The 14,311-nt window shown below is 68.2% G+C and carries 11 protein-coding genes; 5 read left to right on the forward strand and 6 right to left on the reverse strand.

Annotated elements, in window-relative coordinates:
* Positions 1 to 2: 2 nt before the first annotated feature.
* A complete protein-coding gene (locus ACQP2D_RS34805; protein WP_433680175.1) occupies positions 3 to 962 on the reverse strand; it encodes a diacylglycerol kinase family protein in 960 nt (319 codons plus the stop codon).
* The gene (locus tag ACQP2D_RS34810) at positions 959 to 2,536 is read right to left on the reverse strand and encodes an FAD-binding oxidoreductase (protein ID WP_433685854.1); all 1,578 of its coding nucleotides are present in this window, start codon (positions 2,534 to 2,536) and stop codon (positions 959 to 961) included. Before ACQP2D_RS34810 ends, ACQP2D_RS34805 begins: the two co-directional genes overlap by 4 nt.
* Before the next feature lie 175 nt (positions 2,537 to 2,711).
* Here ACQP2D_RS34810 and ACQP2D_RS34815 point away from each other — a divergent pair, with 175 nt between their 5' ends.
* Positions 2,712 to 3,344 carry a TetR/AcrR family transcriptional regulator gene (locus tag ACQP2D_RS34815; RefSeq protein WP_433680176.1) on the forward strand — a complete coding sequence of 211 codons (633 nt, stop codon included), beginning with the start codon at positions 2,712 to 2,714 and terminating at the stop codon, positions 3,342 to 3,344.
* A 49-nt stretch (positions 3,345 to 3,393) separates the two neighbouring features.
* A complete protein-coding gene (locus ACQP2D_RS34820) occupies positions 3,394 to 4,941 on the forward strand; it encodes a glycerol-3-phosphate dehydrogenase/oxidase (protein ID WP_433680177.1) in 1,548 nt (515 codons plus the stop codon).
* A 49-nt stretch (positions 4,942 to 4,990) separates the two neighbouring features.
* On the opposite strand, the gene ACQP2D_RS34825 is transcribed toward ACQP2D_RS34820, so the two are convergent.
* Together ACQP2D_RS34825 and ACQP2D_RS34830 are read right to left on the reverse strand one after the other, a co-directional pair.
* Positions 4,991 to 5,518, reverse strand: coding sequence for a GNAT family N-acetyltransferase (locus ACQP2D_RS34825; protein ID WP_433680178.1), 528 nt, complete (start codon positions 5,516 to 5,518; stop codon positions 4,991 to 4,993).
* Positions 5,519 to 5,538: 20 nt separating this feature from the next.
* Positions 5,539 to 6,210: a TetR/AcrR family transcriptional regulator gene (locus ACQP2D_RS34830; RefSeq protein ID WP_433680179.1), complete on the reverse strand. Its 672-nt coding sequence runs from the start codon at positions 6,208 to 6,210 to the stop codon at positions 5,539 to 5,541.
* Between the two features lie 125 nt (positions 6,211 to 6,335).
* Between ACQP2D_RS34830 and ACQP2D_RS34835 the strand changes: the two genes are divergently transcribed.
* The 3 genes from ACQP2D_RS34835 (at position 6,336) to ACQP2D_RS34845 (ending at position 10,972) form a co-directional block, all read left to right on the forward strand.
* Complete coding sequence (locus ACQP2D_RS34835) at positions 6,336 to 7,751, forward strand: DHA2 family efflux MFS transporter permease subunit (RefSeq protein ID WP_433680180.1); 1,416 nt, start codon at positions 6,336 to 6,338, stop codon at positions 7,749 to 7,751.
* Positions 7,752 to 7,776: 25 nt separating this feature from the next.
* Positions 7,777 to 8,607, forward strand: a complete 831-nt coding sequence (locus tag ACQP2D_RS34840; protein WP_433680181.1) for an SDR family oxidoreductase — start codon at positions 7,777 to 7,779, stop codon at positions 8,605 to 8,607.
* Between the two features lie 520 nt (positions 8,608 to 9,127).
* Positions 9,128 to 10,972 (forward strand): FHA domain-containing protein, encoded by a 1,845-nt coding sequence (locus tag ACQP2D_RS34845; RefSeq protein ID WP_433680182.1) that lies wholly within the window; start codon positions 9,128 to 9,130, stop codon positions 10,970 to 10,972.
* Positions 10,973 to 11,182: 210 nt separating this feature from the next.
* Here ACQP2D_RS34845 and ACQP2D_RS34850 read toward each other — a convergent pair whose 3' ends face one another.
* Positions 11,183 to 13,474, reverse strand: a complete 2,292-nt coding sequence (locus ACQP2D_RS34850; protein ID WP_433680183.1) for a protein kinase domain-containing protein — start codon at positions 13,472 to 13,474, stop codon at positions 11,183 to 11,185.
* Complete coding sequence (locus tag ACQP2D_RS34855) at positions 13,464 to 14,285, reverse strand: hypothetical protein (RefSeq protein WP_433680184.1); 822 nt, start codon at positions 14,283 to 14,285, stop codon at positions 13,464 to 13,466. The genes ACQP2D_RS34850 and ACQP2D_RS34855 overlap by 11 nt, the downstream gene beginning before the upstream one ends.
* Between the last annotated feature and the right edge of the window lie 26 nt (positions 14,286 to 14,311).

Raw genomic sequence — 14,311 nt, forward strand, 5'->3', positions numbered from 1 at the left:
GATCATGGGACCAGCACGGTCAGTGCGCTGGGCACCGCGCGCAATGTGATCGGGAGCGCGCCGGCGGGCTCACCGTCGGCGGTCGCCGGGGCGCCGGAGGCGGTGAGCGTGACCTGCGCGACCCGGTACTGCTTGGATTTCGGATGATCGATCCGCTTACCGGCCGATAGCGCGGGCAGCAGGCGGAGCATATCCAGTCGCGAAACCGCGCCGACCACCGTGAGGTCCAAGAAACCGTCGTCCATCACCGCATCGGGACAGACCAGCATGCCACCCCCATAGGTGCGGGTATTGCCGATCGCCACCATGACCGCGTCGGTCTCGATCACGGTGTCGGAATCCGGATTGTCGAGCGCGCCGGGCACAACGCCGGACAGCTCGATCCGGTAGGGCACGGTAAAGCGGCCCGAGATTTCGGCCAGCGCGGCGACGGTGTAGCGCAGCGGACCCCTCGGCCAGCGCATATCGTTGGCGCGCAAGGTGACCCGGGCGTCGAATCCGGTACCGGTGACGGTGGCGAACCATTTGGGCGTGAATCCGGGCGTCGGCGATTCGATCAAGCCCAGGTCGATGATGCGGGTGCGACCGCCGAGCACCAGATCCGCGGCCGCGATGGGATCGTCGGTGGGCACACCGATTTCCCGCGCGAGGTCATTGCCGGTGCCCGCGGGGATCAGGCCGAGCGGTACGCCTGTCTGCACGAGCGCCTCCAGCATCACGTTCATCAACCCGTCACCGCCGATACACACCACCGCGTCCGGCCTGTTGCTGCCCGCGATCGAATCCCGCACCAGGCGTACCGATTCGGCGGCCGAGGGCGCACGCACCTCGGTGATCTCGACACCGCGTGCGGCGAAGCGGGCCAGCGCGGCCGCCGCCACATCGCCGCCCTTTCCGACGCCGGACTGCGGATTGGTCACCAGGGTGACCGCACGCACCGGGCGGGACGAATCCTGTATCACGGGACCAGCTTTCCAGGGTTGAGGATGCCGACCGGGTCCAATTCCCGCTTCACCGCGCGCAGGATGCGCACGCCGAGATCGCCGATCTCTTCGGGAATCCACGGGCGATGGTCGGTGCCGACCGCGTGGTGATGGGTGATGGTGCCGCCGGCGGCCACGATCGCGGCGCCGACGGCCCGTTTCGCGATGTACCACTGGGTGATCGGGTCGCCGAGCTGCTTGGCGATGACGGTGAAATACAGCGAGGCACCGGTCGGATAGGTGTGCGAGATGTGACACATCACCAGCGGCGGGGTGCCCTGACCGCCGAGCGAAGCCGTCAGTGCCGCGGTGACCTTCGCCTTCAGCTCGGCCAGATTCGACCAGGTTGTCGCGGTCTCCAGGGTTTCGCAGAGCACGCCGACATCGAGCAGCGCATCGCGCATATAGGGTGCGGCGAAACGGCCGTGTTCCCATTCCCGAGCCGGGGTCTGTCCCAGCGCGGTCCCACCCGCCGCCGCGAGCAGTGCGCCCGCCTCGGCACTGCGGGCCGCGACATGCGCCTCGGTGCCCTCGAACGTGGTGATGGCCAGACAACCCGGAACCGACTCGCCACCGATATCGGCGGAGCGAGCCAGGTTGATGCCGGTCTCGACCTCATCGGACAGCCGAAGCACGGTCGGTGCGGCACCCGCCTGCACCACCGAACGCAGTGCGGCGGCGCCGGTTTCGAAGTCCGGGAACGACCAGGCCTGGTAGCCAATGGTTTCCGGTACGGGATGCACCCGCAGGGTCACCTCGGTGATCACGCCGAGCGCACCCTCCGAACCGACGAAAAGCTCACGCAGGTCCGGGCCCGCGGCGGATGCGGGTGCGCGGCCGAGTTCGATGGTGCCACTGGGCGTGGCGATCTTGAGCCGCTGCACCATGTCATCGAAGCGGCCGTAACCGGCCGAGGCCTGACCGGAGGACCGGGTGGCGGCGAAACCGCCGATGCTGGCGAATTCGAAGCTCTGCGGGAAGTGGCCGAGCGAAAGACCATGGGCGGCAAGGAGTTCCTCGGCCAGCGGGCCGGTGAGGCCGGCGCCGAGCGTGGCGGTGCCGCTGATCGGGTCGATATCCGAAATACCGTCGAGGCGGCGCAGATCCAGTGCGATGACGGTATCGAAGCGACCGCGAACCGGGTCGACGCCGCCGACCACACTGGTACCGCCGCCGAAGGGCACTACCGCGATGGCATTGTCGGCGCAGTAGGCCAGCACGCCGAGCACCTGCTCATGGTCGGCGGGGAAGATGATCGCATCGGGTGCGTCCTGTGGGCCGTCGGCGCGGCGGCGCAGCAGATCGGGGGTGCTCTTACCGCCCGCATGCCGCAAACGATCGTGGTGGTCGACCGAAATGCTGCCCACGCCGACCACCTCGACCAACCCGTCCCGTTGAGTCGGCGTCAACGTCGACTCGCGTAGCGGCACATCGCCCTCATCGCGGCGCGCCACCGGGTCACCGGAGACTTCGAATACCTCCGTCAGCAGGGTTCGAATCAAAGCCGAGAGCGGCTTGTGTCCGGCGGGGATGCCCCAGGCGTCCCAAACCATACTCGCCGCGTGCTCCGGCGCGCCCGGGATTGCGGCGGCCGCCTCGCTGGAGGATGTGTGCTGATGCGTCTCGACCATACGTTACAGTTTGACATAGACTGTCAAGCAGTAACGAACAGACGCCCGCTTCCGGCACCGCTGTGACGGTGCCGCCGACACCCGGTGGTGACACCCGATGACTGCCTCCGCAGACTCCGCCCCCGACGACGCGCTCGCGGCAACCGATCTCGCGATCCTCGACGCCGCCCGGGCCTGCGTGGAGGAGTTCGGGGTGCGCCGCACCACCCTCACCGAGGTGGCCCGCCGCGCTGGGGTCAGCAGGCCGACCGTCTATCGGCGCTGGCCCGATACCGGATCGCTGGTGGCCGAACTGCTGGTGCGCGAACTGCGCGCGATCGTCGCCGCCGCCATGCCGAGCACGGGTGACGCGCGCGCCCGAATGGTCGAGGGCATCGTCGGGGGCGCGGCGACCATTCGCTCGAATCCATTGTTCGGCAAGATCTTCCGTACCGATACCGACCTGATGCTCACCTACGTCTTCGGCCGCCTCGGCCGCAATCAACGCGCACTGATCGAACTGTTCACCGCGGGCATCCGCGAGGGCCACCTGGACGGCTCCATCCGCGCGGGCGAGCCCGAACAGATGGCGACAATGCTGCTGCTGATCGCGCAGTCGGCGGTGCAGTCCGCGGGTACGGTCGAGCCGCTGCTGGCGGGAGCGGCATTGGATGCGGAATTGACCCGCGCGGTCGACGGCTACCTCGCTCCCGACGGCGGACCCGCGACGACCGATAAGCCGCTCCAATGACCGAACACCTGCGCACCGGCGGTCCGTCCGCCACCGGAAAGGGATTGTGATGACTGCGAATTCGGCCGATGGGAATTCCGCGCTGAACGCCGGACGTCGCGCACGTGAGCTACAGGTGCTCGGCGACGGTATCGATATCGATGTGCTGGTGATCGGCGGCGGCGTGACCGGTGTCGGCGCGGCCGTCGACGCCGCGGCCCGCGGACTGCGAACCGTGCTGGTGGAGCGGCACGACCTGGCGTTCGGCACGAGTCGCTGGAGTTCGAAGCTGGTGCACGGCGGGCTGCGGTATCTGGCCAGCGGGCGGGTCGGCATCGCGCACGAAAGTGCCGTCGAGCGTGGCATTCTGCTCAGCACCACGGCGCCGCATCTGGTGCGGCCACTGCCGCAATTGGTGCCACTGCTGCCGGAAATCGGTGTGGCGCAACGCGCGTTGATCCGTGCCGGATTCGTCGCTGGCGATGTGCTGCGGCGCAGTGCGGGCACCGCGCCCGCGACACTGCCCCGTTCCCGTCGAGTCGCCGCCGCCGAAGCGCTGCGCTTGGCGCCGACCGTGCGCCGCGACGGATTGCGCGGCGGCCTGCAGGCCTGGGACGGACAGTTGGTGGACGATGCGCGACTGGTGGTGGCATTGGCCCGCACCGCTGCCGCACAAGGCGCGACCATCCTCACCCGCGTCGAAGCCCTTGACGTCACCGGGGATTCGGCCACCCTCCGCGATACCTCGACCGGCGAGACCATGGCCATCCGGTCGCGCACCGTCGTCAATGCCACCGGCGTGTGGGCCGATCAGGTCGACCCGAGCATCGAACTGCGACCGAGCCGCGGCACCCACCTGGTCTTCGACGCCGAATCATTCGGCGGGCTCACCGCATCACTGACCGTCCCGGTGCCGGGGAGTACGAGTCGCTTCGTCTTCGCGTTCCCGGCGGCGCACGGACGGGTCTACCTCGGCCTGACCGACGAGGACGCCCCGGGACCGGTCCCCGACGAACCCCAGCCCACCGAAGGCGAAATCGACTTCCTCCTCGACACCATCAATACCGCACTCCGAGAGCCGTTGACCCGCAGCGATATTCGCGGCAGCTACGCCGGGCTGCGCCCGCTGCTGAAGACGGCCGATAACAGCACCGCCGATATCTCCCGCCAGCACGCGGTTCTGCACTCCCCCACCGGCGTCATCACCATCGTCGGCGGCAAACTCACCACTTACCGCCAGATGGCCGAGGACGCGGTCGACGCAGCCGTGGCCGCGGGCCACCTCGCCGCGGGCCCGTGCCGCACCAAGCGACTTCCCCTGGTGGGCGCGGTCTCCGGCGCCGCCCGCGACCGCATCGCCGCCCCGCCGCTGCTGATCGAACGCTTCGGCAGCGAGGCGGTGACGGTGCTGGCTACGGCCGCCGGGAACCCTGCCCTCGCCGAATACGTGGCCCCCGGAATCGATGTCACGGCAGCCGAATTCGCCTTCGCCATCACCCATGAGGGCGCACTCGACACCGACGATCTGCTCGACCGCCGCACCCGCATCGGCCTGGTCCCCGCCGACCGCGCGGCGGCCCTGCCCGCCGCGGAAGCCGCCTTCGCGCACCAGCACTAGCTTGGCAACGCTCGACGTCGGATTCGACCGAGCGGTCGGGCGGCGCGGATCAGTCCATCCGCCAGGTCGCGAGATCGGCGCGCATGGCGGCGCGCGGCCAGAGGTCGAGACCGTGCGCCGCCTCGGCGGCGCGGATTTCCCGTAGCTCGGCGGTCTCTTCGGCAGCAGTCAGAAAGCGGAAGCCGAGGCGCTCATAGTAGGGACCGTTCCAGGCCACGTCGATGAAGGTCGTCAGCGTGATCGCCGGCAGGCCTCGGGCTTTCGACCATCGCACCGCATGGTCGATGAGCTGCTTGCCGATCCGCTTACCCGCATGGTCCGGATCCACCGAGACCTGGTCGATATGGGCATTGCCATCGACGATCCCGAGAATCAGATAGCCGATGGGGCGGCCGGTGTCGTCGGGATAGACCCAGGCTCGGCCCGCCTGCTGGAACTCACGCAGCGTTTGCAGTGACGGCGGATCGTCATCCGCGACAGCCATCATGCCGATGTCGGCGAATGGTTTGCCCGCCACACGCTCGATATCTTGCAGTATCGGCAGGTCGTCCTCGACCGCCGGTCGAATCGTCCGCATGGACGATTCTCCCACGGACCTCACTCGGCCGGCGTCGCCAGGATGCCGTTGACGAGCGCGCGCAGCGCCCACCGGGCCCGCTCGTCGCCATCGCCCGAGAACATCTGGTCACCCATCGCCATGAGCGTCGGATACCGATCGGCAGGTAGCGCCGCGAAGCGCCGCTTCACCTCGGCGACGTAATCCTGCTCGTTGGTGTCCTTGGTGTTGTACGCGCTCTGCTCCGCGGCCTGCGCGGATATGTGCAGGTAGATCAGGTCGACGGCCCAGGAATTGGTCTGTGCGTCCACCCCGCCCTCGGCGAGCAGGGCGAGCAGCCGCTCGACGATCTGCAATGCGTTCGGGCTGGTGGGAATCGCGCCGAGCGCGACGAGCGCGAGCCCCTCATGTTTGGCCATCGCGTCGACGGTCGTCTCGACCAGCGCCGCGAGCCGGTCACGCCAGGTGGCGCCCCTCGGCTCGGGCACGGTGCCGAGCACGTGATCGAGCATGGCGGCCATCAGATCGTCGCGGTTGGCGACGTAGACGTAGAGCGAGGCGGCACCGGTATCCAGATCCTGCGCGACGCGGCGCATGGTGAGGGCGGCCAGACCGTCGCGGTCGAGGATGCGCAGGCCGGTTTCGATGATGACCTCACGGCTGAGGGGTGCCTTCGCGGGTCGGGCCCGGCGGCTGACGGGTGCGGCGCTCATGGGGTGAGTATACGCGCTAACGAACATTGTTTGACACGAACGATGTTCGTGACCTACTGTTCATCAACCGAACAACGTTCGTCACGATCCTTGTTCGCTCCGATTTCCTCCGTCAGGAGAAGGACATGAACACCCTCACGCAGCAACCAGAGACCAAGGTCAGCCCCCGGATGTGGGCGATATTGGCCGTAATACTCGCGGCCGACGTTCTCGACCTGCTCGACTCGACCATCACCAATATCGCCGCGCCGACCATCGCGCGGGATCTCCACGGCGGGCCGTCGCTGATCCAGTGGCTCGGCGCGAGCTATGCCCTATCCCTCGGCGTCCTGCTGGTAGTCGGCGGCCGACTCGGCGATCGCTTCGGAAAACGCCGACTGTTCCTGATCGGCCTTGCCGGATTCACCCTCGCCTCGGTCGCGTGCGGCCTCGCCATCGATCCGGCCACGCTCATCACCACACGCCTGATCCAGGGCGCCTTCGGCGCGATGCTGATACCGCAGGGTTTCGGCATTCTCACCAGCGTCTTTCCTCGCGCACAGTTGGGTAGGGCATTCAGCGTCTTCGGACCGGGACTCGGCCTGTCCGGCGTCTGCGGCCCGATCCTGGCCGGATTCCTTGTCGACGCCGATCTTTTCGGCCTCGGCTGGCGCGCCATGTTCCTGATCAATATCGTGCTCGGCGGCCTCGCATTCGCCGCCGCCCAACGCCTGCTGCCCGCCGAGGAGGGCGACCGCAGCGTCAGCATCGACGCGCTCGGCACCCTCCTGCTCGCGGCGGCCATGCTCGGCACGCTATTCGGCCTGATCGACGGTTCCACCAATGGCTGGACCGGCGCGCCCTGCGCGGCCGTGGCGGCCGGAGCCATATCCTTCGCGCTGTTCGCCCGTCGGCAGATCACCGCGGCCAACCCGCTGATCAAGCCGACGCTCTTCCAGAACCGGGGTTTCACCTCGGGTCTGATCCTCGGTCTCGTCTTCTTCGCCGCGGTGTCGGGACTGCTGTATGTGCTGTCGCTGTTCATGCAGAACGGTCTCGGCTACACCCCCACCGACGCCGCACTCGGTCTCGCCCCGCTCGCCGTCGGCATCATCATCGCCTCGATCGCCGCGCACCAATTGCTGGCCAAGCTCGGGCGCAACCTCATTCTGATCGGCCTGCTGATCACTCTGGCGGGTAGCGGCCTGCTGCTCATTCTGGCGCTGACGGTCGGAATCGGTATCGCCCCGTGGGCTCTCGCGGCGGCGATCCTGGTGCTCGGCATCGGTATGGGCACCTGCTTCGGCAGCATCTTCGTCGTCACCATCGGCGATATCGACCCGTCCGAGACCGGTAGCGGCAGCGGATCCCTTTCCGCCGTACAGCAACTCGCCAATGCGATCGGCGCGGCCGCGGTCACCACGGTGTACTTCCACACGTTCGGCTCCGGTCAGGCGCATGCGCTGACCGTCAGCCTGGTGTTCGTCGCCGCCATCACGCTGGTCAGCGTCGGGCTGGTGCGACTGCTGCCGCGCCACGCCCAGACCGAACAGCACCACTGAATCACCCTCAACCCAAGGACTTCTCATGATTCTCGTCACCGGAGGCCGCGGCGCGGTCGCCACCAACCTCGTGTCCCTGCTGCGTGCCGACGGCCATGCCGTCCGTGTCGGCTCCGGCCGCCCAGAACAGCTCCCCGCGGACGTGCCCGGCGTCGCCTGCAATCTGCGGGATCCCGCCACCTTCGCCACCGCACTCGACGGCGTCACCTCGGTGTTCCTATACGCCGAGGCCGAGTGCATCGCCGAATTCGCCTCCGCCGCAACCGCAGCCGGAGTCGACCACATCGTGCTGCTGTCCTCGTCCGCGGTGCTCGATCCCGAGGCCGCCACCAACCCGGTCGCGAAATCGCATCTAGACGCCGAACTCGGACTCGCCGACATACCGATGACCGTCTCGGTACTGCGCCCCGGCGCCTTCGCGGGCAATGCCCGCGGCTGGTCATTCGCGATCAAGGCCGACCGCCCGATCAGCCTCCCCTACCCCCATGCCTACACCGATCCGATCCACGAACTCGATATCGCCGAGTGCGCGCACGCCCTACTCACCAAGCCCGACCACCGCGGTGCGGCCCACACCCTCACCGGTCCGCAGACCCTGACCTTCACCGAGCAGATCGACCTGATCAACAAGATCACCGGCCGCACCGCGACCATCGCCCACGTCACCCCCGACGCCTGGCGCCAGGAGATGGCCGAATACATCCCCACCCGCTACGCCGACGGTCTTCTGGACTACTGGCGTAGATGTGACGGCGTCCCGACCCCGATCACCGACTCCGTCGCCCTCCTCACCAACCACCCGGCCCGGCCGTTCACCACCTGGCTCGAAGACCACCTGTCCGAGTTCACCGCCTGAGGCATGGAGTCCACCTGCCTGGTGGTGCACGGCGGTCTTGCCGCACAGACTCACCCGCCGTGGGCAGGCAGATCGCCGTACACAGGACTGACCCCCCGGGCGGCACGGATCATTCCGTGTCGCCCAGGTGTGTCGGCGATCGCGGAGAGTTACGACGACAAACTGCGGGTGACGGGCACTGACCGGATTCCGACGGCCGCGCACCGAGCCGAATTCCCCAGCTGGCCCGTAACTCGCGCACAACAGGTTCGCTAGCACGCAGACAATCTGCGCGTGGTCACACACGGCTTATCCGAGCTCGCAGACAACCTGCGCCTGCCCACACAGGACCAATCCGAACTCGCGGAGGACCTGTGCCTGGGAGCGTCCGAAGGCGACGTCGAGTGATGCACGTCTCTTCGTCGATCAGGGCGGATACGGATCACCAACGTGCCGGCGCTCGCTGTTCGTCGCAGACAGGTTTCGGGTGCTTCGCACACTCTATGCTGGACGCCGGTAGTGGTCCGGGAAGGAGGCGCGGGTGAGCAACCCGTCGACCGTGGGGATTGCGCCGGGCGATGGTCTGATCGCACGCTTCGGTGCGGTTGTCGTGTATCTCGCGGACGAAACCCCCTCCACCGACCGGATACTCGGCGCTATCGAGGCCGTCGCCGATGCGCGGCATCCGGGTGCGGCGATCGCGCAGCGCCTGGCCGCGGTGGTTTTCGGCGGCAATTCCGAACCACCGCCGTTCGGCGTGGTCGCGCCGACTGCCGACGGCACCGTGATTCTGCTGCGCGGCCAGGTGACCGCGGAGATCCAAGGCGCGGAAGGAACTCGACGCCTTTCCGGGGCCCGCGCGTTCACCTGGGTAGACGAAATCATCCGAGAACCGGTGCGCCGGATCACCGTCGGCGCGGACGACGCATTTCCGGTACACGAACTGCCACGCACCGACCTGCGCGCCGGTATCGTCCCCGGCGGCGGTTTCGCCCTGCATATCGCGGCCCGGCGCGCGGGCAGATCCGCGGCGACCCGAGGCCGCGCCACCGGACCGTCCCCGTCCCCCGGCACGACACCCGAACCACCACAAACCGCACCGGCCGGGTTCGAAGCCCTCCTCGACCCCACCGCGAAATCCCAGCTGACCTCCAAGAACAACCGCACAGACGCGGCGCCGACCCCCACCACCCATCAACCGACCGGCTTCGCCCGGCCCGCCGAGTCCTCTGTCCGGTCCGCCGCGCCGCACGCGCCCACGGCGCAGGCCGGACGCGCGGCGCAGCCAACCGGATCGCCACGATCTACCGGTATCTCGCAGCCGCCCGCCGCGCCCGACGGGCCTACTGAGAAGGCCGGGCCCGCGGACTCGGCAAAGCCAACCGGATCTGGGGCCCCGCGGCAGTCCTCCGTCCGGCCCGCCGCGCCGGACGAATCCACAGCGAAGGCCGGACCCACGGACTCAGCCCAACCCACTGGATCAGCGCGCTCTACAGGTGCCCCCCGGCAAACCTCCGCGCCGCACGGACCCACAGCGAAAGCCGGACCCGCGGACTCAGCCCAACCCACTGGATCGGCACGCTCTACAGGTGCCCCCCGGCAAACCTCCGCGCCGGACGGGCCGACCGAGAAGGCCGAGTCCGCGGACTCGGCGCAACCAGCTGGGTCTGCTGGGATTTCGCGGCGATCCTCCGCGCAGTCCGGAGCGCCCACTGGAAAGACGGGTCCGGGGGCATCGGCAGAGTCGCCCGTCGCCGAGCGGGCCGTGGCATCCGCGAAGGGGCGGACGGCGGAGTCCGACGGGTCCGGGGAGGTAGCGGCACCGCAGGACGTCAGTACCCAGGCCATGTCCGCGGCAGAGCGCGCGGACTCCGGTGGGTCGCGGGCAGGTACTCCGCTGCGACCCGAACCCATTGCGCTGCACAAGATCCCGCCTCTGCAAGGGCAACGACCGCGACCGCTGCGACCGGTTGGCGGTGCGGGCAATCCGGAGAGTCCGGTGCCGGTCGCCGGTGCGCTGATTCTCGAGAACGGTGCGGCATATCCGCTGGACCGGGCGTATGTCGTCGGTCGAAGTCCGACGATCGACGAGGCGGTACGTGCCGCGACGGCCACGCCGATCACTGTCCCCCGTGACCGCCATGTCTCCCGCGTGCACGCCTACGTCTCGGTCGACCGCGGCAAGGTCTACGTCCGCGATGCCGCCACTCCCGCAGGCACTTTCATCGCCGCTCCCGGCGACGATGACTGGACCCGAGTCGGCACCGCCCCGATCGAACTGCCGCCCGGCTGGAGCCTGCGCATAGGCCAGCGAATCATCACCTACCGCACCGAGAACCACCCGAAGCATCCGACGGAAGCCACTAGTAAGGGCCGCCGTTCCTGAGCGAATCGCTTGCCCCGCGAAGACCCGACGCGCTCGCTGAACTTTCTCACCACATCTGGCGTTCCCAGCCCCATCCGCGCGAATTCACCGAATCGGTGGTGGTGTGGTCCGGCATCGAAGAGCACCGCGGAACTGTGCGCCAGCACGAAATCCTTCCCGCCGGTCTCACCGACACCGACACCGCACAGCCCCGTTCTGCCGCTACCGCACTCAGCCATCTTCCCGCCGTGCGCGGCGAAGGAGCCTGCGCCGCCTGCCGATACGCCGCGCGCCGAATGCGATACCGACGCCCGCCCCAGCGCCGAGTACCGCACTGACCGCCAAGGTGGCGATGGTCGGCGGGGTCCCCCGGAGAATCCAGGCACCACCGGCGACCGCCCCGGCCAGCATGGCCGAACTCGCGGACAGGCCGATGACATTGGCGATGCCACCGCGACCACGACGCAAAGTGCGGGTGTTGGACTCCACGTAGGCGGCGGCGAACAGGGCGAGGATCACGATCGCGGCCGAAGCGGCGGTCAGCGTCGGACGCTGCGTCGTACGCAGTGCGAATCGCTGTGTCGCGATTTCGGTACCGTTGCGCAACAGAGTCAACTCGCCGTCGAGATGGCCCGCCAACACATGCTGGTTGACCGGATCGGGCAATACGGCCGCGCCACCGGGCTGCAGCGGCACCGGATCTCCACCCAACCGCACACCGACCACCCGCACTGCCAGCGCAGCCGAATCGACGTCGATCCCCTTGACCTGCAATGGAATCGGCTCGGACAGATCGATGTCGATCGGATCCGACCTCGTCGGATCAACACCGGCAATGGTGACCGTGCCCGGTACCAGATCTCCTCCAGCCGTGGGTGCACCGAGCCCGAGCACCGCGACCGCACAGGCACCGGCCGCACCCAACACTCCCGCGAGAAGCGGCAGCCGAGGCGAAGCGAATGTGACGACCTCCCGAATGGACACCAGATCGCGCCGATCGACATCGGCCAGCCGAACCCCCTTGTCCTGCAACCCGTATCGCGGCCGCACCCGGCCCATCGGAGGCCCATACGGTCCGGCAGGAATCTCGCCGGTTACCGGCGAAACAGGTCCAGTTGGAACCGGATCCGATTCGCGCGGGTGTGGCGTCGGCGCGGCCCCGATCGGCTGCGACGCGGCGCTGCGCGGAGACCGGAACTGCCCCGAATCCGTCTCGCCGCGAGCTGGCAGGACCGGCGAAATCGCCCCGCCTGGGCCGGAATCCGAGTTGCGCGCCGGCGTCGGCGCGTCCCCAGTGGGCTGCGATCGCGGCGAAAGCTGAGCGACTGGTGGAATCGGACCGCCGCCAGTCGAATCCGGCGCATTTGGGCCGGGTGTGATTTCGGTCGGCGCCGATGCCGCGCTTGATGGCGGGTGCAGAGGCGACGACGGGACTCCGGTAGCAGGAATGGTCATTCCGGAGGGCTGGCCGACCGTCACGCGAGGTCCGAAGCTCGTGAGCGGTACGGAGCTCGCATTCGTCCGAGACGAACCAGGTCGTGTCCCACTGCCTTGCGCACCTCCCGGTCGTGGCGTCACCGCACTCGGCCGCCGCGCGGCACGACTGCTCCCGGTCGCGGCGGCCACGATGGTGTCGGCGCCGATTACCGGGATGCCCACCGGAGCCAGCCAATCGCCGCCCCAGCAGGAGGCGGCGAGTTCGGCGAGCGCGATGCCGAAGAGTTCGGCGGTGTCGAAGCGGTCGGCGGGATCGGTCGCGAGACCGCGCATCACCACATCGGCGATCGGCCCGGGAACACCGGGCGCGACCTCGGTGAGAGGTATGGGATCACCGAAGGCATGGGCGAAAAGCGTTGCGAGGTGGTCGTCGCTCGGCGGGAACGGCAACACTCCGGACAGCAGCTGGTAGAGCATGGTGGCCAGCGCGTAGACGTCGGTCGCGGGGGAAAGCGGTTGTCCGCGTGCCTGTTCCGGCGCGATATAGGCCGGGGTGCCGACGATCTCGCCGGTCCTGGTGACCAGTGTCCGGTCACCACCGACGATCTTGGCTATGCCGAAATCGGTCAGTTTGATCGCACCGCCGATGCCGAACATGAGATTCGACGGTTTGACGTCACGGTGCAGAATCCGGTGGCGGTGCGCCGCCTCCAGTCCCGCCGCACAGGCCAGCCCGACAGCCACCGCGGTCGCCGCGTCGAACCCCTCGGTGGCGAACCGGCTGCCGACGGTGCCGCCCGGCAGGTATTCCATGACCAGCAGACACAGCTCGTCATCTTCTATGTAGTCGAAAACCCGCACCACATGGGGATGATCGATGGCCGCGAGCAACCGCGCCTCGGCGACGAACCGCCGGCGCACCTGCTCATCGTGCGCGAACTGTGGCGGAATCTGTTTGATAGCGACCGGTCGGCCCAACCGCCGGTGCGTGCCCGCCAGCACCACACCACATCCACCCCTGCCGACCTGGGCGCCGATATCGTAGGCGGGCAGCGCGGCCCGCAACCTGCCGGTGTCACTGGTCAAGTCGTTGCCCATCCGCTCGGAACCGCACGGTATTCATGCCGTCGACTTCGTCGAGTTCCCCAGTCGACGCGAAATACTCCTCCGGCGCGACTTCCGGTGTCGGCGCACAGTATCCGAGCAGAAACCCGACGGCCGCCGCCACTCCGGCGACCGCGAGCCAGAGCCCGGTATCCGGAACCCACCACCGTGCCACCGCCGCGGTGAATCCGAAGACCAAGCCGATGCCGACTCCGGGCGCCAGCAACCGCAGCCCGCGCTGCCACCGGTTGGTGGACAGCCGGTGCCGGGCAATGGCCAGCGCGGCATCGGCGATGGCGAGCACGGTCAGCACCGCGAGCGCGATCCCGAACAGCCCGAATACCGACCACAACGAGCCACGCACATCGGTATCGAGCGGTATCGAGGCGATCCGCGCGCCGTCCGCACCGATGACCGCCAGATCCGCGACGATCAGTCCGGTCGCCTGACCATCCAGTCCGGTGAGATCGAGCCGATACTTCAGCGCATCGGATTTTCCTGGTGCGATGGATAACTCGACCGCGGTGGAATAGGAGAAGAAGCTCAATCCGAGCACATGCCCGGCCAGATCCACCCGCCGGATGCGCACCGCCGCGGAGGTATTGTTGGTCAACGCGATCGCCACCCGGATGGTGCTGTTCGGTTGCAGCCGAAGCGGTTCAGCTGCCGTAGTGTCCGCAATATCCTGATCATCGATGGTCGCCGACATATCGACGCCCTGCGGCCTGCCGACGACCGGTGCCGCGAACCAGCCGGCGAGCACCACGAATATCAGCGCGAAAACGCTGGGCAACAGGATAATTCGCACTGCCGCCGAGA

The sequence above is a fragment of the Nocardia sp. CA-119907 genome, from assembly GCF_050955995.1.
Lineage (GTDB): Bacteria > Actinomycetota > Actinomycetes > Mycobacteriales > Mycobacteriaceae > Nocardia.